Source organism: Klebsiella sp. JB_Kp031 (assembly GCF_040064295.1).
Taxonomy (GTDB): domain Bacteria; phylum Pseudomonadota; class Gammaproteobacteria; order Enterobacterales; family Enterobacteriaceae; genus Klebsiella; species Klebsiella quasipneumoniae.
Window position 1 is genome coordinate 268,016 of record NZ_JBEAJW010000001.1, and the last position, 23,278, is coordinate 291,293.

20 protein-coding genes and 1 pseudogene are annotated in these 23,278 nt (G+C 58.5%); 10 read left to right on the forward strand and 11 right to left on the reverse strand.

Annotated elements, in window-relative coordinates; genetic code table 11:
* Nucleotides 1-19 precede the first annotated feature (19 nt).
* Nucleotides 20-1,084, reverse strand: a complete 1,065-nt coding sequence (queA, locus tag ABLV64_RS01240; RefSeq protein ID WP_004204841.1) for a tRNA preQ1(34) S-adenosylmethionine ribosyltransferase-isomerase QueA — start codon at nt 1,082-1,084, stop codon at nt 20-22.
* Between the two features lie 64 nt (nt 1,085-1,148).
* A pseudogene (locus ABLV64_RS01245) lies at nt 1,149-1,264 on the reverse strand (hypothetical protein).
* 88 nt (nt 1,265-1,352) lie between these two features.
* Here ABLV64_RS01245 and acpH point away from each other — a divergent pair.
* Nucleotides 1,353-1,934: an ACP phosphodiesterase gene (acpH, locus tag ABLV64_RS01250; RefSeq protein WP_004204843.1), complete on the forward strand. Its 582-nt coding sequence runs from the start codon at nt 1,353-1,355 to the stop codon at nt 1,932-1,934.
* Between the two features lie 127 nt (nt 1,935-2,061).
* Entirely contained in the window at nt 2,062-2,664 is a 603-nt protein-coding gene (locus tag ABLV64_RS01255; protein ID WP_004178733.1) for a peroxiredoxin, read from the forward strand.
* Between the two features lie 144 nt (nt 2,665-2,808).
* Here the strand turns inward: ABLV64_RS01255 and ABLV64_RS01260 are convergent, their stop codons facing one another.
* On the reverse strand, nt 2,809-2,955 hold the full coding sequence (locus tag ABLV64_RS01260; RefSeq protein WP_032446996.1) for a hypothetical protein: 147 nt from the start codon (nt 2,953-2,955) through the stop codon (nt 2,809-2,811).
* Nucleotides 2,956-3,010: 55 nt separating this feature from the next.
* On the opposite strand from ABLV64_RS01260, the gene ABLV64_RS01265 reads away from it, so the two are divergent.
* The 5 genes from ABLV64_RS01265 (at nt 3,011) to fba (ending at nt 7,077) form a co-directional block, all read left to right on the forward strand.
* A complete protein-coding gene (locus ABLV64_RS01265; RefSeq protein ID WP_004204845.1) occupies nt 3,011-3,454 on the forward strand; it encodes a PTS sugar transporter subunit IIA in 444 nt (147 codons plus the stop codon).
* A 5-nt stretch (nt 3,455-3,459) separates the two neighbouring features.
* Complete coding sequence (locus ABLV64_RS01270) at nt 3,460-3,747, forward strand: PTS sugar transporter subunit IIB (RefSeq protein ID WP_017898931.1); 288 nt, start codon at nt 3,460-3,462, stop codon at nt 3,745-3,747.
* A 20-nt stretch (nt 3,748-3,767) separates the two neighbouring features.
* On the forward strand, nt 3,768-5,159 hold the full coding sequence (locus ABLV64_RS01275) for a PTS ascorbate transporter subunit IIC (protein WP_004204848.1): 1,392 nt from the start codon (nt 3,768-3,770) through the stop codon (nt 5,157-5,159).
* Nucleotides 5,160-5,224: 65 nt separating this feature from the next.
* Nucleotides 5,225-6,187: a PfkB family carbohydrate kinase gene (locus ABLV64_RS01280; protein ID WP_217325085.1), complete on the forward strand. Its 963-nt coding sequence runs from the start codon at nt 5,225-5,227 to the stop codon at nt 6,185-6,187.
* A 35-nt stretch (nt 6,188-6,222) separates the two neighbouring features.
* Entirely contained in the window at nt 6,223-7,077 is an 855-nt protein-coding gene (gene fba, locus ABLV64_RS01285) for a class II fructose-1,6-bisphosphate aldolase (protein ID WP_074186558.1), read from the forward strand.
* 58 nt (nt 7,078-7,135) lie between these two features.
* Here the strand turns inward: fba and ABLV64_RS01290 are convergent, their stop codons facing one another.
* The 3 genes from ABLV64_RS01290 to ABLV64_RS01300 all read right to left on the reverse strand — a co-directional run bounded on the left by ABLV64_RS01290 (nt 7,136) and on the right by ABLV64_RS01300 (nt 10,399).
* Nucleotides 7,136-9,004 (reverse strand): amidohydrolase, encoded by a 1,869-nt coding sequence (locus ABLV64_RS01290; protein WP_053810711.1) that lies wholly within the window; start codon nt 9,002-9,004, stop codon nt 7,136-7,138.
* A gap of 24 nt (nt 9,005-9,028) precedes the next feature.
* Nucleotides 9,029-9,574: an antibiotic biosynthesis monooxygenase gene (locus ABLV64_RS01295; RefSeq protein WP_004204853.1), complete on the reverse strand. Its 546-nt coding sequence runs from the start codon at nt 9,572-9,574 to the stop codon at nt 9,029-9,031.
* 183 nt (nt 9,575-9,757) lie between these two features.
* Nucleotides 9,758-10,399 carry a hydrolase gene (locus ABLV64_RS01300; protein ID WP_002890357.1) on the reverse strand — a complete coding sequence of 214 codons (642 nt, stop codon included), beginning with the start codon at nt 10,397-10,399 and terminating at the stop codon, nt 9,758-9,760.
* A gap of 265 nt (nt 10,400-10,664) precedes the next feature.
* On the opposite strand from ABLV64_RS01300, the gene ABLV64_RS01305 reads away from it, so the two are divergent.
* Entirely contained in the window at nt 10,665-11,567 is a 903-nt protein-coding gene (locus ABLV64_RS01305) for a LysR substrate-binding domain-containing protein (RefSeq protein ID WP_004204855.1), read from the forward strand.
* Here the strand turns inward: ABLV64_RS01305 and malZ are convergent.
* The 5 genes from malZ to phoB all read right to left on the reverse strand — a co-directional run bounded on the left by malZ (nt 11,564) and on the right by phoB (nt 18,733).
* Nucleotides 11,564-13,381, reverse strand: coding sequence for a maltodextrin glucosidase (gene malZ / locus ABLV64_RS01310; protein ID WP_060656940.1), 1,818 nt, complete (start codon nt 13,379-13,381; stop codon nt 11,564-11,566). The two genes, ABLV64_RS01305 and malZ, sit on opposite strands and share 4 nt — an antisense overlap.
* A gap of 151 nt (nt 13,382-13,532) precedes the next feature.
* Nucleotides 13,533-14,906, reverse strand: a complete 1,374-nt coding sequence (gene proY, locus ABLV64_RS01315; protein WP_023288583.1) for a proline-specific permease ProY — start codon at nt 14,904-14,906, stop codon at nt 13,533-13,535.
* 86 nt (nt 14,907-14,992) lie between these two features.
* Complete coding sequence (brnQ, locus tag ABLV64_RS01320) at nt 14,993-16,312, reverse strand: branched-chain amino acid transporter carrier protein BrnQ (protein ID WP_004204859.1); 1,320 nt, start codon at nt 16,310-16,312, stop codon at nt 14,993-14,995.
* Nucleotides 16,313-16,726: 414 nt separating this feature from the next.
* Nucleotides 16,727-18,022 carry a phosphate regulon sensor histidine kinase PhoR gene (gene phoR, locus ABLV64_RS01325; RefSeq protein ID WP_017898936.1) on the reverse strand — a complete coding sequence of 432 codons (1,296 nt, stop codon included), beginning with the start codon at nt 18,020-18,022 and terminating at the stop codon, nt 16,727-16,729.
* Between the two features lie 21 nt (nt 18,023-18,043).
* Complete coding sequence (gene phoB, locus ABLV64_RS01330) at nt 18,044-18,733, reverse strand: phosphate response regulator transcription factor PhoB (RefSeq protein WP_004204861.1); 690 nt, start codon at nt 18,731-18,733, stop codon at nt 18,044-18,046.
* A gap of 182 nt (nt 18,734-18,915) precedes the next feature.
* On the opposite strand from phoB, the gene sbcD reads away from it, so the two are divergent.
* Both sbcD and sbcC read left to right on the forward strand, forming a co-directional pair.
* Nucleotides 18,916-20,121 (forward strand): exonuclease subunit SbcD, encoded by a 1,206-nt coding sequence (gene sbcD / locus ABLV64_RS01335; protein WP_064183759.1) that lies wholly within the window; start codon nt 18,916-18,918, stop codon nt 20,119-20,121.
* Nucleotides 20,118-23,261, forward strand: coding sequence for an exonuclease subunit SbcC (gene sbcC, locus ABLV64_RS01340; RefSeq protein ID WP_217325087.1), 3,144 nt, complete (start codon nt 20,118-20,120; stop codon nt 23,259-23,261). The genes sbcD and sbcC overlap by 4 nt, the downstream gene beginning before the upstream one ends.
* The last annotated feature ends 17 nt before the right edge of the window (nt 23,262-23,278 follow it).

The window sequence follows — 23,278 nt, forward strand, 5'->3', positions numbered from 1 at the left end:
AGCCGGCGGGCCGGCCTCTTCAGGGACGCTCAGAAATAGCCTGCGGATTGTACGTGATAAACATCGCATCCCCGTAGCTAAAAAAGCGATATTTCTGCTCCACCGCTACCTTATAGGCGTTCATGGTGTGCTGATAACCCGCAAACGCCGACACCAACATAATCAGTGTGGATTCAGGGAGATGGAAGTTGGTTACCAGCGCATCGATCACCTGGTACTGATAACCCGGGTAGATGAAAATCTGCGTATCGTCGAAGAACGGCGCAATCAGGGCGTCTTTCGCCGCCTGCGCCGCGCTCTCCAGCGAGCGTACCGAGGTGGTGCCCACCGCGATCACGCGATTGCCGCGCGCCTTCGCCGCCAGCACCGCATCGACTACCTCCTGCGGCACTTCCGCATATTCAGAGTGCATGGTGTGCTCTTCAATGCTGTCGACGCGCACCGGCTGGAAGGTACCCGCGCCCACGTGCAGGGTGACAAACGCCATCTCAACGCCTTTGGCGCGCAGTTTATCCAGCAGCGGTTCGTCGAAGTGCAGACCAGCGGTCGGGGCGGCTACCGCGCCCGGCCTGGTGCCGTAGACGGTTTGATAGAGCTCGCGGTCAGCGTCTTCATCCGGGCGGTCAATGTAGGGCGGCAGCGGCATATGGCCAATCCCGTTAAGGATCTCCAGCACCGGGCGCTCGTCGTTAAATTCCACTTCAAACAGCGCGCCGTGACGCGCCAGCATGGTGGCCTGAATGCTCTCGTCGTCGCCCAGCAGCAGCTCGGCGCCCGGCTTCGGCGCTTTCGAGGCGCGAATATGGGCGAGGATGCGCTTATCATCCAGCATCCGCTCCACCAGCACTTCGATCTTGCCGCCGCTGGCCTTACGACCGAACAAACGCGCCGGGATCACCCGGGTGTTGTTAAACACCAGCAGATCGCCAGGATTGAGCTTATCGAGGATGTCGGTGAAGGTGCCATGCGTCAGCGCGCCCGTCGGCCCGTCCAGGGAAAGTAAGCGGCAGCTGCTGCGCTCAGGCATCGGATAGTGGGCGATCAGAGATTCGGGTAGTTCAAAAGCAAAATCGGTAACGCGCATGACGGTAACTCAGACTGAATAAAGAGGCGGGTAGTCTAGTGCCGGGGCGTTCTGCCTGCAACCTTTACCCCTCCGGACGAATGACATAATCTATATTCCAAATCATTCCGAATGCCGCCATGCGGCAGCCGAATGCATCACCGGTGGCAGAGGGCCGCGCGCGGCCAGACAGCACGCCATTCGGGCACCGGGGCTGCCGTTCAGGGCGACGCGCAGCGCTACACCGCTCACTCTGCTCGCCATAAAGTATTTAAAGGATGTCGTCGCTATGAATTTTCTCGCCCACCTGCACCTGGCCCATCTCGCCGACAGTTCGCTGCCCGGCAATCTGATGGCCGACTTTGTGCGCGGCAACCCGCAGGGCGACTATCCGGCGGCGATCGTCGATGGCATCTATATGCATCGGCGAATTGACGTGCTGACTGACAACCTGGCGGAAGTCAAAGAGGCGCGGGAGTGGTTTCGCCCGCAGACCCGCCGCGTCGCCCCCATCACCCTCGACGTCATGTGGGATCATTTCCTGTCGCAGCACTGGGCGCAACTCTCCCCTGACCTGCCGCTGGACGAGTTCGTGCGCTACGCCGAGCGGCAGATCGTGCCGATCCTGCCCGACTCGCCGCCCCGCTTCGTCAATCTCAATCAATACCTGTGGTCGGAGCGCTGGCTGGAGCGCTATCAGGAGATGGATTTTATTCAGCGCGTGCTCAATGGCATGGCCAGCCGCCGCCCGCGTCTCGAGGCGCTGCGCGACTCCTGGCAGGATCTGGATACTCACTACGACCGGCTGGAGGGGCAGTTCTGGCGCTTTTATCCGCAGATGATGCGTCAGGCGAAAAACAAACAGCTGTAATCGCTGCGACATTGATAGGTAAAAGCTGGCTGAACGATTGTCAGCGCCTCTTTGTGTTATTGGCGGACAGGCTCTATACTTGCCCGCGTTGCGTTCCAAATAACCTTAGTAATTACAGGAGAATCAAATGGTTCTGGTCACTCGTCAAGCGCCGGATTTTACTGCAGCCGCTGTGCTGGGTAATGGTGAGATCGTTGAGAAATTCAATTTCAAACAGCACACCAACGGTAAACCTACCGTTCTGTTCTTCTGGCCGATGGACTTCACCTTCGTTTGCCCGTCTGAGCTGATCGCGTTCGACAAACGTTACGAAGAATTCCAGAAACGCGGCGTGGAAGTGGTTGGCGTTTCCTTCGACTCCGAGTTCGTGCACAACGCATGGCGTAATACCCCGGTAGACCAGGGCGGTATCGGCCCGGTTAAATACGCGATGGTTGCCGACATCAAACGTGAAATCCAGAAAGCTTACGGTATCGAGCATCCGGACGAAGGCGTAGCGCTGCGCGGCTCCTTCCTGATCGACGCCAACGGCGTGGTTCGCCACCAGGTGGTTAACGACCTGCCGCTGGGCCGTAACATCGACGAAATGCTGCGCATGGTTGACGCGCTGCAGTTCCACGAAGAGCACGGCGAAGTCTGCCCGGCGCAGTGGGAAAAAGGAAAAGAAGGTATGGCTGCCTCTCCGGAAGGCGTGGCAAAATACCTGACCGAAAACGTCTCCAGCCTGTAATCGGCACACGTTTTTATAAAAGGCCCGCTCAAGCGGGCCTTTTTTGTTAGCGGCGTCAAAATTTAAGAAAATGACCCGCTGATATTTGTGACCAGCAATACACTTCTGCTGAAAAATTTCGCTCTGCCTCTCATTTTTTCTCTGTCAAATTTCAGCGTTAAATCTCAACCACTTCATAACAGTCTGAAAAACAAATAAATTAATTATATGATTTTCAGCCAGCACTTTGCCGTCGATGTGATCGCCATCAATATTTAAAACCGCGGATGTGATCTCATCCATCATTTTTATCAATGTATTTGGTCATGATTTTACTCAGGAACAGGAATACGTTCAGGAGAAGAGAATGGATATTATTTTTGACCCGACGTTAATCGCCCTGAAGCAGAATATTTCCCATGCGGAGGAGGCCATCGAACTGGCGGGTTCATTACTCGCCAGGCGCCAGATTTGCAGCGCCGAATATGTCAACGAGATGCTGACAGTATACGAGGATTTTGGCGCCGCCATCGTGATAGATGACGGGATTGCCATGCCGCACGCCCGCCCGGAAAAAGGGGCATTGCAGACCGGATTTTCGCTTGTCACCACCGCCACGCCAGTGACCTTCGGCCACGATGAGTTCGATCCGGTTACCGTCGTCATCGCGATCGCCGGCGCCGATGCTGACAGTCATATCAAAATGATCCAATTGATTGCCTCGCTGATCGAGTCAGATATCGTGACTTTTCTTCAGCAGGAAAATGACGTGAATTCAGTCTTACATTTCATCCAAAAACAAATGGAGTAGTCATTATGTTAGTTATCAGAACGGTTTGTGGTAACGGTATTGGCAGTTCATTGATGGCTGCGAATAATGTGAAGAAGATCTGTGAAGAATTAGGTATCAAAGCGGACGTCGCTTCGGTCGATTTTGCTAACGCCGTCGGGGAAAAAGCCGACCTTTACGTCACGATCAAAGAACTGGCAAATCAATTTCCGGCCCACTGTCATGTCGCCATTATTCGCAGCTACGTCCATAAAGCAAAAATCGCCGAGGATATTACCGACGCACTGATGAAAATTGCTGCGACTCACTCTTAATCAGCATAGAGGGAACGACCATGCAGGCTATTCTTAGTTTCTTAACGGAAATATTCAGTCAACCCGCTTTTTTAATGGGGCTTATCGCCTTCGTTGGCTTAGTGGCGCTGCGCTCCCCCGGCAACAAACTCCTTACCGGCACATTAAAGCCGATTTTAGGCTATTTGATGCTGAGCGCTGGCGCAGGCGTTATCGTTGCCAATCTCAACCCGCTGGGAGGTATTATCGAAGCTGGATTTAATATCCGCGGCGTTATTCCTAACAATGAAGCCATTGTCTCCGTCGCCCAGAAAATGCTGGGCGTGGAAACCATGAGTATTTTGCTGTTGGGCTTTATTTTCAACCTGATCATAGCCCGCTGCACCAAATATAAATATATCTTTCTCACCGGCCATCATTCGTTCTTTCTCGCCTGCCTGTTCTCCGCCGTCCTGCAGGCGGCGGAGTTCCAGGGCTGGATGTTGATCCTGATCGGCGGATTCCTGTTGGGCTCATGGTCGGCCATTTCCCCGGCCATTGGCCAGCGTTACACCAGGCAGGTAACCGAAGACGGCGGGATCGCCATGGGCCATTTCGGCTCCCTGGGCTACTACCTCTCGGCGTGGATCGCCAGCCGGACCGGCAATCCGGCAAACTCCTTCGCCGATACCGAAATCTCAGAGAAATGGGGATTTCTGCGCGATACCACCGTCACCACCGGTATCGTGATGTTTGTTATCTACTTCATCTGCAGCGCTGTCGCCGGGTCGGCGTACCTGAGCACCATCACCGACCAGAATATGCTGATCTTCTCCGTGCTGACCGGTCTGCAGTTCGCCGTTGGCGTAGCCATTGTCTACAACGGCGTGCGGTTGATCCTCGGCGATCTGGTGCCGGCATTCCAGGGCATCAGCCAGAAACTGATCCCGGACTCCATCCCGGCCGTTGACTGCGCGGTGTTCTTCACCTTTAGCCCCACCGCGGTGGTGGTGGGATTCATCAGCTCCTTTGTGGGCGGTCTGGTCGGGATGCTCATGCTCGGCGGACTGGGCATGGCGCTGATTATTCCCGGCATGGTGCCGCACTTCTTCTGCGGCGGCACCTCCGGGGTCTTTGCCGACAAGCTAGGCGGTAAGCGCGGGTGTATCATCGCCGCCTTTATCGGCGGGATCTTCCTCGCCTTCCTGCCGGCGATGCTGCTGCCGGCGCTCGGCAACCTCGGGTTTGAAAACAGCACCTTCGCCGATTTCGACTTCGCAGTGTGGGGCATCATTATCGGTAACGCGTTCACCCAGTTTGGCCAGGTCACTATCTACCTGATTTGTCTGGCGCTGCTCGTCGCGCTGCTGGTGCCTTTCTGCTTCCGTCAGGTACGGGTAGTGGGCAACACGCTCAGCTATGAGGAGCTTACTGCCAAGCAGAAAAATGAATAAGCGAGGTCATTTTTCCCTGCGGGAAGGTCACGCTTCCCGCCGCTGACAAATAATCAGGAGTGGTTATGGCTATTTTGTCCATTGGATTTGCCTGTTTCGATCAGTTTTTCTTTCTCAATGAATGGCCCCAGGAGAATACCAAAAACTTTTGTCATGATTTTATAGAAAGCGGCGGCGGCCCGGCGGCCAATGCAGCCTGGCTGCTGGGATTATGGGGTGAGGAGGTCTATTACATCGGCCATCTGCATCAGGACCTTTACGGTCAGCGCATTATCGATGAGTTTGCCGAAGCGGGGGTGGATACCAGCCAGGTGGTTTTCTCCGATGACATGATCACCCCGCTGGCCTCGGTGCTGGTCAATCGCTTAACGGGTTCGCGGACGATTATTACCCGCAAGATGCAGACACCGCCTTCCCTGACCTACGATCAAAAGCTCAAACTGGACGACCTCGCCGAACGACTGATTGCCGCCGAGGATCCGGTCACCATTTTAATTGACGGCCATGAGCCGGAAATCAGTGAATATTTAATTAAGAAACTGCCCAACGCCAGAGTGGTGATGGACGGCGGGTCACTGCGCGCCAGCAATATAAAACTCGCAGCCTGGACCGACTATTTTGTAGTGAGCGAACATTTTGCCCGCGATTATATGAGCTATCGCTCTTTGAGCACCGAAGCAGAAATTAAAGCGGCGCTGATTGAGCTGAATAAAATTTGCCGCGGTGAAGCATTTATTACCCTTGGCGAAAAAGGCTGCGCTTTTTTAAAAAGCGGTATGCTGCAGATCGTTCCTTCCTGGCTGTGCAATGCCATTGATACCACCGGAGCCGGGGATGTATTTCACGGCGCCTTCACCTATGGCGTCCACTACTCATGGCACATAGATAATATTATTTTATTTGCCAGCCTGACCGCCGCCATTTCTATTGAGAAAAAAGGGGTACGGGAATCTATGCCGGACCTGGCGGTCGTCCACCACTCGTTAAATAACTACGAGAGAAACTTAAAGCAATATTTTGAAGAATAACTGCATTTAATAAATATCAAGAGGTGAATATGTTAGTGTCGATGAAGGACATGCTTCAGCATGCCCTGCGGGACGGCTACGCCGTCGGTCAGTTCAACATTAATAATCTGGAATGGGTCGGCGCCGTATTAAGCACCGCCCAGCAGTGCCGCTCACCGGTTATTTTGGGCGTGTCCGGCGGCACGGTTAAGCATATGCTCGGGTTAAAATGTATTCATGACATCGTAGTTAACGCCATGGAGTATTTGCATATTGATGTTCCGGTGGCGCTGCATCTGGATCATGGCACCTCCCGGGAGGCCTGCGAAGCGGCGATCGCCGCCGGCTTCAGTTCCATTATGTTTGATGGCTCGCATCTGCCGTTCAGGGAAAACCTGGCTATTACTCGCCATCTGGTGACGCTGGCGCACAGCAAAGGTATCTCCGTGGAGGCCGAACTGGGGACTATCGCCGGCAGTGAAGACGGCATTGTCAATTCCGAAGTCATCTACGCCGATCCCGAGGAGTGCTACACCCTGGTGACAGAAACCCAGGTGGATTGCCTCGCCGCCGCGCTGGGCTCCACCCATGGCCTGTATAAAGGCAAAGCCCGACTGGGATTTACCGAGATGAAAGCCATTGCCGAGCGGGTGAAGGTTCCGCTGGTGCTGCATGGCGGCACCGGTATTGCCGATGAGGATATGCGCCGGGCGATTGCCTGCGGCACCGCCAAGATTAACGTTAATACCGAAAATATGTACGCCTGGTGCCAGCAGGTGAAGGCGATCTTTGCTGCCGATACCGGGCACGATGTGAACGATCCGCGGAAAGTGATCGCCCAGGGACTGCAGCCAGTACGCGAAATGATTGCCCGCCGCATGGCGCTTTTTGGCTCACAGCAGCGCTATTGATGCGTGAAAGGTGGCTGAGACCTCCGCCCCTTAGCAACCGGGGCGGAGGCGTCAGGCATCAGAAGGCAAAGCAGGAGCAACCCAGCACGCCCCAGAAGGCCTGCTCGTCGGAGACCGGGATCGACGATTTCCGCGCGATATCATGCTGATGGCCGTGGACACCGCAGCTACCGCAGCACTGGTGCATCTGGACTATGGCGCCAATTTTGGCCGCCGCCGGCGGAGCGGAACGGTAATGGCCCGGGACCTTCACCACCGGCGACCACTCCGGCAGCACCGGGATCGGCGGCGGCGCCAGCGGCGAGAAGTGACCGGCGGCGTACACCACTTTGCCATCAACCACCGTCAGCACCGACTCAATGCCTTTGATCTCCTCTTCCGCGACGCTGAAATAGTCCTTCGACAGCACCACCAGATCGGCAAGCTGACCGGCGGCCAGACGGCCCTTTTTACCCTGCTCGCTGGAGAACCAGGCGCTGCCCGCCGTCCACAGCTCCAGCGCGACATCGCGCGGCAGGCGGTTGTTGTCGTCATACATCGCCATCCCGCCAACGGTGCGCCCGGAGACCAGCCAGTACAGCGCGGTCCACGGATTATAGCTGGCGACGCGGGTGGCATCGGTCCCTAACCCTACCGGTACGTCCAGCTCCAGCATTTTCGCTACCGGCGGCGTATGTTTCACCGCCTCTTTGCCGTAGCGATCGACAAAATATTCGCCCTGGAAGGCCATCCGGTGCTGCACCGCAATGCCGCCCCCCAGCGCCTTCACCCGCTCAATGTTGCGCTCGGTAATGGTCTCGGCATGATCGAAGAACCAGTGCAGGCCATTAAACGGAATGTCACGGTTCACCTTCTCAAACACGTCCAGCATCCGGCTGATGGACTCGTCGTAGGTGGCATGCAGGCGGAACGGCCAGCGATGTTCCACCAGATGGCGCACCACCCGCTCCAGCTCATCTTCCATGCCTTGCGGCAAATCCGGCCGCGGCTGCAGGAAATCTTCAAAATCCGCCGCCGAAAATACCAACATCTCGCCGGCGCCGTTGGCGCGATAGAAATCGGTTCCCTGCCCCGGCTTCAGCATATCGGTCCAGCGCTCGAAGTCCTCCAGCTCCTGCTTCGGTCGCTGGGTAAACAGGTTGTAGGCGATGCGCACGGTCATCTGATCTTTTGCGTGCAGCTGCTCGATAATTTCGTAATCTTCCGGGTAGTTCTGGAAACCGCCCCCGGCGTCGATGGCGCTGGTCAGCCCCAGTCGGTTCAGCTCGCGCATAAACTGACGGGTGGAGTTCACCTGCAGATCCAGCGGCAGCTTCGGCCCTTTGGCCAGGGTGGCGTAGAGGATCATGGCGTTTGGTTTGGCAATCAGCATCCCGGTCGGGTTGCCGTGGCTATCGCGGACGATCTCTCCGCCCACCGGATCCGGCGTCTCTTTGGTATACCCCACGGCTTTCAGCGCCGCGCGGTTCAGCAGTGCGCGATCGTAGAGATGTAGCACAAACACTGGCGTATCGGGCGCCGCGTCGTTTAGCTCTTCCAGGGTCGGCATCCGTCGTTCGGCGAACTGGAATTCGCTCCAGCCGCCGACCACCCGCACCCACTGCGGCGACGGTGTGCGATCCGCCTGATCCTTAAGCATTCGCAGGGCATCGGCCAGCGAGGGCACGCCCTCCCAGCGGAGCTCAAGGTTGTAGTTCAACCCTCCGCGGATCAGATGCAGGTGAGAATCGTTGAGGCCCGGGATCACCGTATGCCCTTTGAGATCGACGATCTGCGTTCCCTCGGCGGCAAAGCTCATGATCCGATCGTGGCTTCCGGTGGCAACAATTTTTCCGTCGGCGATGGCCACGGCTTCCGCCAGCGGATTCGCACGATCGAGGGTATGAATCTGGCCGTGGGTCAGAATCAGTGTGGCAGTTTGCGACATAACACACTCCTTGGGGAGGCTGACTCAGTTTTTCTTCAACCAGCCAGCAAACAGGCGGGTCACGATGGGCATCCAGAACCAGACCACCAGCGCAACCACGCAGGCATCATTGATCAGGTGCAGCAGCAGGCTCCCCTTAAGCGACGGCAACAGCATGCCGGTCACCGTCGGCACCAGGTTGGTGCTGGGGAAAATCACCAGCAGGGTGATCAGAAACTGTTTCCAGCGCCGCGGCTGGCGCACATTCGCCACCGGCGGGGTAAACCAGAAGGCCGGTTCGGTCCGCACCTCCGTCCGATCGCCCTCCGTCAGCAGCGGGGCAATTTCCGCCACCAGCTGACGACGGGTTTCCGACTGCGTCCAGGCATAGAGATGCTCCAGGGTGTCGAAGCGGATAATCACGCTCCACAGATTCTGCCCTGCGGCGGGCCGGATCACATTCGCCCCGAGATGGCCGGGAAACTCAGCCGCGATGGGCATGATTTTGCCGAGCCACTCTTCGTAGCGCTGGCCGTGTTGCGGATCGAGCAGATGGCTGATGACCAGGGTCACCGATTTTTGCTGCGCCATAAAGATTCCTTGCTTCAGGGGAATGGCAGGATGATTCTCGCCATTAGCCATAGATGACCATACACAACGTCATTCATGCTGCGTCGAGGCGGCAAGCCGGCACGTCCCGAGAGCTGACATCAGTCAGTGACCGGGGCGGGCAAACCCAGCTAACAAAGAGGCAGCCTGAAGGGTGAAGTGTATTTAAGCTTTACGCTCTGGCGCGCCATGCACCATGGTATAAGCGTAATCCACGCCCATCCCGTAGGCGCCGCTGTGTTCGCGCACCAGGTCCATCACCGCATCGTAAGTCGCTTTGCGCGACCAGTCGCGCTGGTACTCCAGCAGCACCTGCTGCCAGGTCACCGGCACCGCGCCCGCCTGCACCATCCGGTCAATGGAGCGCTCATGGGCGTCGACAGAGGTACCGCCGGAGGTATCGGTGACCACATACACTTCGTAGCCCGCCTCCAGGGCCATCAGCGCCGGAAACGTCAGGCAAACTTCGGTCCACAGAGCGGAGATCACCAGCTTTTTACGGCCGGTCGCTTTCACCGCCGCAACGAAGGCATCGTCTTCCCAGGAGTTCATTGAAGTACGCTCAATCGGCTTGACGTCAGGATGCACGGCCAATAATTCCGGCCAAATATAACCGCTGAAGCTTTTGGTCTCTACGGAAGTGTAAATCACCGGTACATTAAAAATTTTGCCGGCTTTAGCCAGCGCCACGGTGTTATTTTTGAGGGTCTGGCGATCGATATTCGCCACGCCGAATGACATCTGTGGCTGATGATCAATAAAGATAAGGGCGGAATTAGTGGGATCGAGCAGTTCACGAATAGACATTAAATACCTTCTTAATCAATTATTTAAAAAGATGACATGATGGTTAATGCGTCGTGTAGATCCTGACTGATAAAGCATGGTGAGTATAGCCAGTTATTTCTAACAAGTTATTAAAGTTTTTTTGTGGTTTATATTTTGTCAGCGGTTAGTATTTACTCATGCCAGCGTTCATCAAAATTTTACGGCAAACTGTTCTGATTTATTCACTGGCATTGATTATTGCGCTTAGGTACAACAAGGGGAAATTAATGAATGGAAACTCCTGATGCGCGTAAACTTTGATGTTCTGATGATCCTTGATGCGCTGGACCGACACGGATCCTTCGCCACCGCCGCAGAGTCGCTGTATAAAACCCCCGCCGCTCTGAGCTATATGATCCAGAAGCTGGAGAGCGATCTGGAGATCGTCTTGTTGGATCGTTCCGGCCATCGGGCAAAATTTACTGATACCGGGAGGCTGATGCTGGAGAAGGGGCGACAGCTTTTAAGCGCCGCCAGAGATCTGGAAAAGCAGGCCCAGCAGCTGAGCGCGGGCTGGGAGCGAGAGCTGGCGATCGCCCTCGACGCCTCGTTTCCCTTTTCGGCCCTGCTGCCGCTGATCGCCGAGTTCTACGCGCAAAACCCGCAGACCCGGCTGAACTTCAGTCATCACACCCTCGCCGGTTCATGGGAAGAGCTGACCCACCATGGCGCGGATATTATCCTCGGCGCCATCAATGAGCCGCCCACCTCTGCCGAGTGGTCATGGCAAACCCTCGGCGCGCTGGATAACATTTTCGTGGTCGCCCCGGCCCACCCGCTGGCCGGAGCGGAAACGCCGCTCAGCAATAAGCAGCTCAGCCAGCACCGGGCGGTGGTGATCCGCGACAGCGCCCGCTATTGCCATCCGCTGAACAGCAATCTGCTTGATGAACAGCCGCAAATCGGCGTCGATGATTTCGCCAGCAAAGTCGAACTGCTGTGCGCCGGGCTGGGCTGCGGCTTTCTGCCGCGTCATATCGCCCGCCCGTGGCTGGAAAAAGGCTGTCTGGTGGAGAAAAGCGTCGCCGGCTGGCGGGAAAAAGATATCACCTACATGGCCTGGCGCAGCGGGAATGACGGGCTGGCTCAGCGCTGGTGGCGGGAGGCGCTCCTCCGCGACGACCTGCTGAGCCAGCTCTATCGTTAACGACCGGACCAGACGCAGGCGGAGATAGCCGGGAGCGTCAGTACCCCGTCATGGAAGGCGCCGGCGCCCTCCTGCAGCGTCCAGGCTCCCACGTCCAACAGCGGCGAATCCTCGATAACCACTTCGCAGGCTTCGCCGCGGTTAATCGCCACCAGTACCCGCTGCTGTTTGTAGACGCGGACAAACACCACCACGTTATCCTCGGCGTAAATCACCTGGCAGCCGCCGTAGCGCAGCGCCTGGTGGGCTTTACGCAGTTTCGCCATTCGCTGATACAGCGCCAGCAGCTGGGTATCCTGCAGCGCCGGATCCCACGGGAACGGTTTGCGGCAGAACGGATCGTTATTACCATCTACGCCCACCTCATCGCCGTAGTAGATACACGGTACCCCGGGCCAGCTGAACAGCCACACCACCGCCAGCGGCAGACGCGCTACGTCTTTGCCAAGGAGAGATTTAAAACGCGCCGTATCATGGCTGTCGAGCTGGTTGAACATCCGCAGCTGCTGCTGATGCGACAGCCCGGCGCGATAATTATCCATCCACGCCATACAGGTCTGGGCGTCTATCTTCTGCGGATCGTAAGAGATATCGGTATTGGCGAGGAATCCCCAGATCGGGAAGGTGAAGCCGCGGTAGTTCATTGCCGCATCTTCGGCATCCGCCTGCAGCCACTGGCGCGCGTCGCCAAAATGTTCTCCAAAGACAAAGGCTTCCGGCTGCGTTTGTTTCGCCGCCAGGGTGATGCCGGCGATATGCCGCAGGTTATTCCGCGCCCCGCCGCCTTCGCCCAGCATGTGCACCACGTCCAGACGCCAGCCGTCCATACTCCACGGCGCCTTCAGCCAGTGGCGTACGATGCTGTCCTCGCCGGCATAGATCTCGTTGACCAGGCTGGTCGACCGATAGTCGAGCTTCGGCAGACTGGCATAGCCCAGCCAGTTGTGCGCCTGCCCCTCCCCGGAGAAGGTAAACCAGTCGCGCCACGGGGAGTCCGGATGGTGGCCGGCGCCGCCGCTGCCCTGCTGGTGGCGATCGAACCAGGGATGGGAATCGCCGGTATGGTTGAACACGCCGTCGAGGATCATGCGCATCCCCGCCCGCTGGGTGTTGTGGCGCAAGCGGAGCAGCGCCGCGTCGCCGCCAAACTGCGGATCGACGCGCCGATAATCCTCGGTGTCGTATTTATGCACGCTGGGGGCGGCGAAGACCGGGTTCAGATACAGGGCGGTGACGCCGAGCTGCTTCAGGTAAGGCAGTTTTTCGCTGATGCCGTCGAGATCCCCGCCGTAGAACGTCGACCCGCCCGCCTCGCCGGTAAGCGGTTCGTCCCACGCCTTGCGCACAATCTCCCGTCCCGCCGCGTGATGGTAATAGACCGCATCCTGTTCGGCGTCACGCGCAGCGCTGCGGGCAAAGCGATCGGGGAAAATCTGGTAGAAAACCTGATCGGCCACCCACTGCGGGCCGGCGTCCGGCAGGTCGACGGCGAACTGCTCCAGCCTGGCCGGCGGGAAACGGCTGAAGCCCTGCGGCGTAAACCAGCGCTGATGGTCGGCCCACAGTAGCTTAAAGCTGTAGCGGCGGCGCGGCTGACCGCTGGCGAGAGAGATTTCACCGCGCCATGCCACTACACCCGGCCTCGGCGCCTGGCGGAGGCGCTGCATCGGCAGCGACAGCTCTTCGTTATCTTCTTCCGCGCGCAGCGTGATCCGCTGCGGCAGCGACTCACCACTCAACCACAGGGTAATAAACAGTCGGTCCTGTTGCACCTTGATAAAGGGTGCAACCGGAAGGTGCCATGCCTTCAACATCGTGAATCCTCATTGTGCAGAATGGGCACACCTTGCCATAGCCGTCAGGCGCAGAACTCATCGTCACAGGATTTTTTGGGGGAGGATAACGGGGGAGGACGCGGGTCGGCAAGCCGCCCCGGTCGCGCGATGCTGACCGGGGCGATGTTGATTACTGTGCCTGCGCCAGGCGGCGCTCACGACGGGTCTTAAAGACCCAGCCCAGCAGCAGCAGCGCAATCCACGCCATACCGACGTACAGCGAGATGCGGGTGTCCGGATGATAGCCGATCAGGGCGATAATAAACGCCAGGAACACCAAGCCGACAACCGTGGTCGCCACCCCGCCGGGGACTTTGAATTTCAGGGCTTTGACCTCCTCCGGCGACAGACGGCGGCGGAAGGCAATCTGCGACAGCAGGATCATAATCCACACCCACACGGTGGCGAAGGTGGCCAGCGAGGCGATCACCAGGAAGACGTTTTCCGGCATGATGTAATTGAGGTATACCGCAAACAGCAGCGCAATGGTCATCACCATCACCGTCACCCACGGAATACCGCGACGCGAGGTTTTAGCGAACACCTTCGGCGCGCTCCCCTGCTCGGCCATGCCGTGCAGCATACGGCCCACGCCGAACACGTCGGAGTTAATCGCCGACAGCGAGGCCGTCAGGACCACGAAGTTAAGAATGCTGGCCGCGAAGGTAATGCCCAGATGCTGGAAGGTCAGGACAAAGGGGCTGCCGTCGGTACCCACCTGGTTCCACGGATAGATAGACATAATGACAAACAGCGTGCCGACATAGAACACCAGAATGCGCATCGGCACCGAGTTGATAGCGCGTGGAATGGATTTCTCCGGATCTTTCGCCTCACCGGCGGTAATGCCGATGATTTCGATACCACCGTAGGCGAACATCACCATCTGCAGCGACATCACCATTCCCAGCCAACCGTTGCTGAAGAAGCCGCCGTTGCTCCAGAGGTTATGGATGCCCGTCGGCTGGCCGCCGTTGCCGATCCCCCAGATAATGATGCCGAACCCGGCGAGGATCATAATGATGATGGTGGCCACTTTGAAGAACGAGAACCAGAACTCCAGCTCGCCAAACACCTTGACGCTCATCAGGTTGACGGCGCAGATGATGAGCACCACGCTGAGCACCCAGATCCAGTGCGGCACCGTCGGGAACCAGACGCCCATGTAGATACCGAAGGCGGTGACGTCGGCGATGGCGACGATCAGGATTTCAAAGCAGTAGGTCCAGCCGGTGATATAGCCCGCCAGTCCGCCGAGGTTTTCCTGAGCATAGCGAGAGAATGAGCTGGCGGAAGGGTTATGCACCGACATCTCACCGAGCGCGCGCATAATGATATATGCCGCGACGCCGCCGATAATGTAGGCCAACAGTACGCTGGGTCCGGCCATTTTAATCGCGTCGGCTGAACCGTAAAAAAGCCCGGTGCCGATGGCGGAACCCAGGGCCATAAAGCGGATGTGCCGGGTGCTTAGCCCGCGCTTAAGCTTGTTACTACTTTCCATCGTGGTTTTTCAATGCCGTTTAACACAAAAAATAAAAAACCACGGAACCCGAAGTCCCGTGGTTAAACGCTTGTCCTCAACGCCGGTTAGTGCGCGCTGGAGGTCACCTGACGTCCGGCGGCACGGTCCCAGATCACCGCGAGGATTGCCATCACGGCGGTCGGCATCAGCCAGGCCAGACCTTGCTCCGCCAGCGGCAGACGCGCGGTCCAGGCCGGCAGGATAGCGGCAAACGCCGATGACTTAATCCCGTCAATGATACCAAACATCAGACTGATAAACATGGCCGGCGCGATAACACGTGACGAATTATGCCACCAACTGCGGGTAAAGCTTAATACAACCAGTGCGATACACGGCGGATAGATAGCGGTCAACACCGGAATCGACACCTGAATCAGGTGGCTCAGACCAAGGTTGGAGACCGCCATCGAGAACAGGCCGAGGATGAAGACCAGCGTGCGATAGGAGAACGGCAGATACTGGGCAAAGAACTCAGCGCAGGCGCAGGTCAGACCCACCGCCGTCACCAGGCAGGCGATGAAGATCAGCGCTGCCAGCAGGAAGCTGCCCGCCCCGCCGAAGGTATGCTGCACGTAAGCGTGGAGGATTGCCGCGCCGTTAGCGGACTGGTCCACGAGGGTGGCGCTATCAGAGCCCAGACGGAACAGCGCCAGATACAGCAGGGTCAGACCGACGCCTGCCATCAGGCCCGCCCAGACGGTGTAGCGGGTCAACAAACGCGCTTCGCTGACGCCGCGGGAGCGTGCGGCATTGACAATCACGATCCCGAACACCATCGCGCCGAGGGTGTCCATGGTCAGGTAGCCGTTGACGAAGCCATTGGAGAATGGCGCGGTACGATACGCTTCCATCGCGTCGCTGATCGGGCCCGCCGGCCAGACAACCGCGGCGACCGCCAGCACAATCAGGGCGATAATTTTCAACGGCGCAAGGAAATTTCCCACCGTATCCAGCAGTTTGCCCGGATAGAGTGAGACCAGGATCACCAGCGCGAAGTAGATAACGCTGTAGATCAGCAGCGGCAGCGGGCCGTCGCCGGTCAGCGGCGCAATCCCGACCTCAAAAGAGACGGTCGCGGTGCGCGGGGTCGCGAACAGCGGTCCTACCGCGAGATAACACACCACCGCCAGCAGGATACCCGCCACTTTACCAATCGGGGTGCTCAGGCTTTCAACGCCGCCGCCGACTTTCGCCAGCGCCACCACCGTCAGCACCGGCAGACCCACCGCAGTGATCAGGAAGCCGATCGCCGCCGTCCAGACGTGCTCGCCCGCCTGTAAGCCAACCATCGGAGGGAAAATAATATTGCCTGCGCCAACGAACAACGCGAAGGTCATAAAGCCCAACGCTATGATGTCGCGAGATTTTAACTGATGGGTCATAAATTCATTACTGCCTGTGGATGTGGTGTTGTAAAAAAATGGAAAAATACCGCGCTACCCTCTCAGGGACGATACAGCGGCGATTGCCGGTAAACTCAGCGAGATATGCTCCCGAAGCGGCGTGGGAAAGAATTGTTTTTGGTATTACCACGCAAAAGCAGTCTGTCATCGACTGCGCAGGCGCAATTTAAACGCTTATAACGTTTTAAAGCAAGGCACGATCGCAAAAGCAGATGATTATGCTGGTTATCCTTTTCACACCAGAATCATTTACCATATTGATGGAAAACCCGTGGCTTATCATGCGAACAAAAAAGCAGCGCACGTTCATTAAATAGGCGAGGGGAAAATGACTGCCAATGAAAATGACCAGCCGATGCTGGTCATTGGCAAGATAAGCTGACAGTGCGCCGCTCAGGTGTCGTTTCTGGCAATTAATCGTTCCGGGAGCAGGAAGCTAAAACGGGTTCCCTTGCCCACCGTACTCTCTATTTCCAGTCGGCTGTCATGATGGTTAACCGCGTGTTTGACAATCGCCAGCCCCAGGCCGCTGCCCCCCGTTTGCCGGGAGCGGGCTTTATCCACCCGATAGAAACGCTCGGTCAGACGAGGAATATGCTCCGGGGCAATGCCTGGCCCATTATCTTCGACGCTGAACAGCGCCCCCTGCGGCGTTCGCTGCCAGCTGACGCGAATTTCAGTGCCCGGCGGGGTGTGGTTCACCGCGTTATAAACCAGGTTAGAAATGGCGCTGCGCAGCTGCTCCTCGTTGCCCAGCACCTTGAGCTGCTCATCGACGGTAAAAAACAGCGTCTGCTTATCCTGGCTGAGGGTCTGCGCCTCGCGCTCCACCACCCGCAGCATCATCGGCACGTCGATGCGGTCATTCATCGCCAGCGCCGGCGCGGCTTCAATACGCGACAGCGTGAGCAGCTGCTTCACCAGCCCCTCCATACGCTGGGTTTGCTCACGCATGGTGTGCAGGGCCTTTTCACGGGTCGCCCCTTCCAGCACCTGCTCCTGCATCATCTCCAGATAGCCCTGCAGCACCGTCAGCGGGGTGCGCAGCTCATGGCTGACGTTAGCGAAGAAGTTACGCCGCGCCCCTTCCAGTTGATGCATCTGCGTCACGTCGCGCGCCACCATTAGCCACTGCTTGTCGCTGTAGGGCATCACGCGAATTTCCAGATGACGGGCATTATTCAGCACCAGATTGAGCGGTTTTGAAAAATCACGCTGTTTCAGGTAGGTGGCGAATTCAGGATAGCGCAGAAGGTTAAGAATGTTTTGCCCACTGTCGTCCGGCCAGCGCAGGTTTAAAATCTGCTGCGCCAGGCCATTACACCAGAAAATGGCTCCCTCCTCCGTGGTCAGGACCACCGCGTCCGGCAACGATTCCGCTCCACTGCGGAAGCGTTTAATCAGGCTTCCCAGCTCACGTCGACGCTTTTTATTACGCATCTGCATCTGGTGCAGACCATACAGCAGCGGCTCCCAGCTGCCGCGGCCGGGCGGAGGGGTCATGCTCCGGTCCACCCACAGCCACCACGACAGGCGCATCAAATTCCAGAAATGCCAGATCAGCAAACCGGTCACTGCCGCCAGTAAAAACCACGGCAAATGACCCACAAACGCCCCCAGAATCAGGGCCGGAATACACGCTAAAAAGAGCTCCAGCGCCAGCCTTTTCCATGACAGCCGTTCCAGCACGGGTCACACTCCTGTCAAAATTCAGAAACGGGCGGAGAAACGATACCCCGTGCCGCGAACCGTTTGCACCATCCGATCATGGCCACTGTGTTCCAGCGCTTTGCGCAGGCGACGAATATGGACGTCCACCGTGCGGTCTTCCACATAGACGTTGGTTCCCCAAACGTGGTTCAGCAGCTGCTCGCGGCTGTACACCCGCTCCGGATGGGTCATAAAGAAATGCAATAATTTAAATTCCGTTGGCCCCATGTCCAGCGGACTTTCGCCGGTCATCACCCGGTGCGATGAGGGATCGAGGCTCAGCCCCTGCATTTCAATCACCTCTTCCACCGCCATCGGCGAAATACGGCGCATCACCGCTTTGATTCTCGCCACCAGCTCCTTCGGTGAGAAAGGCTTGGTAATGTAGTCGTCCGCCCCGGTCTCCAGGCCGCGAACGCGATCCTCTTCTTCTCCGCGCGCGGTCAGCATCACCACCGGAATATCCCGGGTCATCGCCTCGCGCTTGAGCAGCTTAATAAACTGCAGCCCAGAACCGCCCGGCAGCATCCAGTCAAGGAGAATCAAATCAGGCCAGGGTTCATTGAGTTGATTCACCGCGCTGTCATAATCTTCCGCTTCGACAGGCTGAAAGCCATTTTGCTCCAGAACAAAGCAGACCATTTCGCGGATTGGAGCTTCATCTTCAACGACCAGAATTCTTCTCGCCATTATTTACCCTGTGTTTTTTAGCCATCAGTATAGAAGTGCGGCGTCATTATGCGTCACTTTTGTGACAGATTTATGAAAAAAATGACCGTCTGATGATCGGGTATTTTGAAGCATGACGCGGACTTACCCCTCTCCGACAAATGGTATACTGCCGCTCATGCTTTTTTCGCTAGGGAAGATTTATGCGCATCCTTCACACCTCCGACTGGCACCTGGGCCAGAATTTTTACAGCAAAAGCCGTGCGGCCGAACATGACGCCTTCCTGACCTGGCTGCTGGCCCGCGCGCAGGAGCATGAAGTCGACGCCATCATCGTAGCCGGCGATATTTTTGATACCGGATCGCCGCCGAGCTACGCTCGCGAACTGTATAACCGCTTTGTCGTCCAGTTGCAGCAGACCGGCTGTCGCCTGGTGGTGCTGGCGGGCAACCACGATTCGGTGGCGATGCTCAATGAATCCCGCGATATCCTCGCCTTTTTACACACCACCGTCGTGGCGAACGCCGGCTGCCCGCCCATTGAGCTGCCGCGGCGCGACGGCACCCCTGGGGCTATCTTCTGCCCGGTGCCGTTTTTACGCCCGCGCGAGCTGGTCATCAGCCAGGCCGGCCACTCCGGTCGGGAAAAACAGCAGCAACTGCTGCACGCCATCAGCGACTATTATCAGGAACAGTATCATCAGGCCTGCGCGCTGCGCGGCGATCGCCCGCTGCCCGTCATTGCCAGCGGCCATCTGACCACCGTCGGCGCCAGCAAAAGCGATGCCGTTCGCGACATTTATATCGGCACGCTGGATGCCTTCCCGGCGCAGCACTTCCCCCCTGCCGACTACATTGCGCTGGGCCATATTCACCGGGCGCAGGTGGTCGGCGGCTGCGAGCACATCCGCTACAGCGGCTCGCCGCTGCCGCTGAGCTTTGATGAAACCGGCAAAGCGAAATCGGTGCATCTGGTGAGCTTTAGCGATGGGCGACTCAGCGCCGTGGAAACCCTCGAGGTGCCCGTCACCCAGCCGCTGGCGGTCATCAAAGGCGATCTGGCCGCCATCACCGCCCAGCTGGAGCAGTGGCGCGGCGTTGAACAGGACCCGCCGGTGTGGCTGGATATCGAAATCACCACCGAGGAGTACCTGCACGATATTCAGCGTCAAATTCAGGCGCTGACGGAGGATCTGCCGGTGGAAGTATTGCTGGTGCGCCGCAGCCGCGAGCAGCGCGAGAAAATACTGCTCAACGCCCAGCGGGAGACCCTCAGCGAACTGAAGGTGGAAGAGGTGTTCGAGCGCCGGCTGGCGCTGACCGAGATTGACGATGAGAAGCGCGCCCGGCTGCACGAGCTGTTCGCCCATACGCTGCATACGCTCACCGCGGAGGACGAAAACGCATGAAAATCCTCAGTCTGCGTCTGAAAAACCTTAACTCCCTGAAAGGGGAATGGAAGATAGACTTTACCGCCGAGCCGTTCGCCAGCAACGGCCTGTTCGCCATTACCGGCGCCACCGGCGCCGGGAAAACCACCCTGCTCGACGCCATTTGCCTGGCGCTCTATCATGAGACGCCGCGCCTGAATAAAGTCTCCCAGTCGCAAAACGACCTGATGACCCGCGATACCGCCGAGTGTCTGGCGGAGGTGGAGTTTGAAGTGAAGGGCATCGCCTACCGCGCCTTCTGGAGCCAGAACCGGGCGCGTAACCAGCCGGATGGCAACCTGCAGGCGCCCCGCGTCGAGCTGGCGCGCTGCGCCGACGGCAAAATCCTCGCCGATAAGGTCTCGGATAAGCTGGAGCAAACCGCGACGCTCACCGGCCTCGACTATGGCCGCTTCACCCGCTCGATGCTGCTCTCCCAGGGACAATTTGCCGCCTTCCTGAACGCGAAGCCGAGCGATCGCGCGGAGCTGCTGGAGGAGCTGACCGGCACGGAAATCTACGGTCAGATTTCGGCGATGGTCTATGAGCAGCACAAAGCCGCTCGCCATACGCTGGAGAAGTTCGAAGCCCAGGCGGCGGGCATCGTCCTGCTGACGGAGGCCCAGCAGCAGGCGCTGCAGGAAAGTTTGCAGGTGCTTACTGACGAAGAGAAAGGCCTGCTGGCGCAGCAGCAAAACCAGCAGCAGCAGCTCCAGTGGCTAACGCGCCGCGACGAGCTGGCGCAGCAGCAGCAGCAGGCGGTCAGCGGCCAGGAGCAGGCCCGCCAGGCGCTGACCGACGCCGCGCCGGCGCTGGCGAAGCTTGAGCTGGCCCAGCCCGCCGCCCAGCTGCGCCCCCTGTGGGAGCGCCATCAGGAGCACGCGGCAGGCCTGGAGCAAACCCGCCAGCGAATCAATGAAGTAAATGCTCGCTTACTTGCCAGCACGGCGCTGCGCGCGCGCATCCGCCGCAGCGCCCTGCACGCCCAGCAGCAGCGGCAGGCTGAACTGACCGATCTGGCGCAGTGGCTGGCGGCCCATGAGCGATTCCGCTTGTGGGGCCAGGAGATTGCCGGCTGGCGGGCGCAATTTTCGCAGCTAACGCGGGATAAACAGCAGCTGACGGCCCAGACCAGCCGCCTGGCCGCGCTGCGCCAGAAGCTGACCGCGCTGCCAGCCAGTCCTCTGTCGCTGAGCGCCGATGACGTTGCGGCGGCGATAGCGCAGCAAACCCAGTCGCGACCGCTGCGCCAGCGGCTGCTCTCCCTGCATGAACAGCATCAGCTGCTGCGCAAGCGTCTGCGCCAGAACGCCGAAAGCGTACAGCAGGCGCAGGCGGAGCAGGCAAAACTCAACGCTACCCTGGCGCAACGCCGGGCGCAGTACAAAGAAAAAAACCAGCACTATCTCGACCTGAAAGCGCTCTGCCAGCGGGAAGAAACAATTAAAGATCTGGAAGATTACCGCGCCCGGCTTGAGGCGGGTAAGCCCTGCCCGCTGTGCGGCTCCTGTGAACATCCGGCGATTGAGCAATACGCTTCGCTAACAGTCACGGATAATCAGCGCCGCCGCGATGCGCTGGAAAAAGAGGTCGCCGCGCTAAAAGAAGAAGGTCTGCTGATCCTCGGGCAGGTCAACGCCCTGACGCAGCAGCTCCAGCGTGAGACCGAAGCGGCCGGGCGGCTCGCTGAGGAAGAGCAAGCGCTCACTAAAGCGTGGCAGGAAACCTGCGCCTCTCTGCAGGTCACGCGGGATATTGCGCAAGAGATAAACGACTGGATCCAGGAGCAGGAGCGCTACGAGCAGCAGCTCTACCAGCTCAGCCAGCGCCTGATGCTGCAGAGCCAGCTCAACGATCAGGAGGCGCTGGAGCGCCAGGCTCTGCAGCAGCTGACGGCCACGCGCCAGGGGCTGGAGAGCGCCCTGCAGGCCCTGACGCTGACCCTACCGGAAGAAGGGACAGAATCCGCCTGGCTGAACGCTCGCGAAAGCGAATTTGCCCAGTGGCAGGCGCAACAGACCCGGCATGGCGCCATTCAGGAGCAGATTGCCGCCCTGCAGCCGCTGCTCGAGACGCTGCCAGCCAGCGACGAGGCAGAGGCTGAAGCTGAAGCGGAACCGGCGATCCCCGACAACTGGCGCGCGATCCACGAAGAGTGCCTGGCGCTGCACAGCCAGCTTGTCGCCCAGCAGCAGCTGGAGACCGAAGAGAAGGCGCGCCTGGACCAGTCGCAGGCGCAATTTACCGCCGCCCTGGCCGCCAGCCGCTTTAACGATCGGCAGGCGTTCCTCGCCGCGCTGCTGGACGAGGAGACCGCCCAGCGGCTAACGCAGTTAAAACAGACGCTGGAGCAGCAGCTTCAGCAGGCGACGGCGCTCTGCGAGCAGGCGACCCGGCAGCAGCAGGCGCACCTGGCGCTGCGTCCGCAAGGGACGGACGCGGACATCCCCGCCCTGCAAACTCAGCTGCACACCCTGGCCCAGCGGCTGCGGGACAACACCACCCGCCAGGGCGAGATCCGCCAACAGCTCAGGCAGGACGCAGAGAGCCGTCAGCATCAGCAGGCGCTGGGGCGGCAGATTGCAGAGGCGGCGCAGCTGGCGGATGACTGGGGCTATCTCAACTCGCTGATCGGCTCCAGCACCGGCGATCGGTTCCGCAAATTCGCCCAGGGGCTGACGCTGGATAATCTGGTCTGGCTGGCAAACCAGCAGCTTAACCGCCTGCACGGGCGCTATCTGCTGCAGCGCAAAGCCAGCGAAGCGCTGGAGCTGGAGGTGGTCGATACCTGGCAGGCCGACGCCGTGCGCGACACCCGCACCCTCTCCGGCGGCGAAAGTTTCCTCGTCAGCCTGGCGCTGGCCCTGGCGCTGTCAGACCTGGTGAGCCATAAGACGCGGATTGACTCTCTGTTTCTTGATGAAGGCTTCGGCACCCTCGACAGCGAAACGCTGGACACGGCGCTGGACGCGCTGGATGCCCTCAACGCCAGCGGCAAGATTATCGGGGTGATCAGCCACGTGGAGGCGATGAAAGATCGCATTCCGGTGCAGATCAAAGTGAAGAAGATAAATGGCCTGGGCTACAGTCGGCTGGATAGAGCGTTTGCGGTGGAGTGAGGTCTGAGTCATTACGA

Excerpts from the sequence above, each read along its gene's own strand:
- queA (WP_004204841.1), bottom strand. The coding sequence starts at position 1,084 with ATGCGCGTTACCGATTTTGCTTTTGAACTACCCGAATCTCTGATCGCC.
- acpH (WP_004204843.1), top strand. The coding sequence starts at position 1,353 with ATGAATTTTCTCGCCCACCTGCACCTGGCCCATCTCGCCGACAGTTCG.
- ABLV64_RS01255 (WP_004178733.1), top strand. The coding sequence starts at position 2,062 with ATGGTTCTGGTCACTCGTCAAGCGCCGGATTTTACTGCAGCCGCTGTG.
- ABLV64_RS01265 (WP_004204845.1), top strand. The coding sequence starts at position 3,011 with ATGGATATTATTTTTGACCCGACGTTAATCGCCCTGAAGCAGAATATT.
- ABLV64_RS01270 (WP_017898931.1), top strand. The coding sequence starts at position 3,460 with ATGTTAGTTATCAGAACGGTTTGTGGTAACGGTATTGGCAGTTCATTG.
- ABLV64_RS01275 (WP_004204848.1), top strand. The coding sequence starts at position 3,768 with ATGCAGGCTATTCTTAGTTTCTTAACGGAAATATTCAGTCAACCCGCT.
- ABLV64_RS01280 (WP_217325085.1), top strand. The coding sequence starts at position 5,225 with ATGGCTATTTTGTCCATTGGATTTGCCTGTTTCGATCAGTTTTTCTTT.
- ABLV64_RS01290 (WP_053810711.1), bottom strand. The coding sequence starts at position 9,004 with ATGTCGCAAACTGCCACACTGATTCTGACCCACGGCCAGATTCATACC.
- ABLV64_RS01295 (WP_004204853.1), bottom strand. The coding sequence starts at position 9,574 with ATGGCGCAGCAAAAATCGGTGACCCTGGTCATCAGCCATCTGCTCGAT.
- ABLV64_RS01300 (WP_002890357.1), bottom strand. The coding sequence starts at position 10,399 with ATGTCTATTCGTGAACTGCTCGATCCCACTAATTCCGCCCTTATCTTT.
- ABLV64_RS01305 (WP_004204855.1), top strand. The coding sequence starts at position 10,665 with ATGCGCGTAAACTTTGATGTTCTGATGATCCTTGATGCGCTGGACCGA.
- malZ (WP_060656940.1), bottom strand. The coding sequence starts at position 13,381 with ATGTTGAAGGCATGGCACCTTCCGGTTGCACCCTTTATCAAGGTGCAA.
- proY (WP_023288583.1), bottom strand. The coding sequence starts at position 14,906 with ATGGAAAGTAGTAACAAGCTTAAGCGCGGGCTAAGCACCCGGCACATC.
- brnQ (WP_004204859.1), bottom strand. The coding sequence starts at position 16,312 with ATGACCCATCAGTTAAAATCTCGCGACATCATAGCGTTGGGCTTTATG.
- phoB (WP_004204861.1), bottom strand. The coding sequence starts at position 18,733 with ATGGCGAGAAGAATTCTGGTCGTTGAAGATGAAGCTCCAATCCGCGAA.
- sbcD (WP_064183759.1), top strand. The coding sequence starts at position 18,916 with ATGCGCATCCTTCACACCTCCGACTGGCACCTGGGCCAGAATTTTTAC.
- sbcC (WP_217325087.1), top strand. The coding sequence starts at position 20,118 with ATGAAAATCCTCAGTCTGCGTCTGAAAAACCTTAACTCCCTGAAAGGG.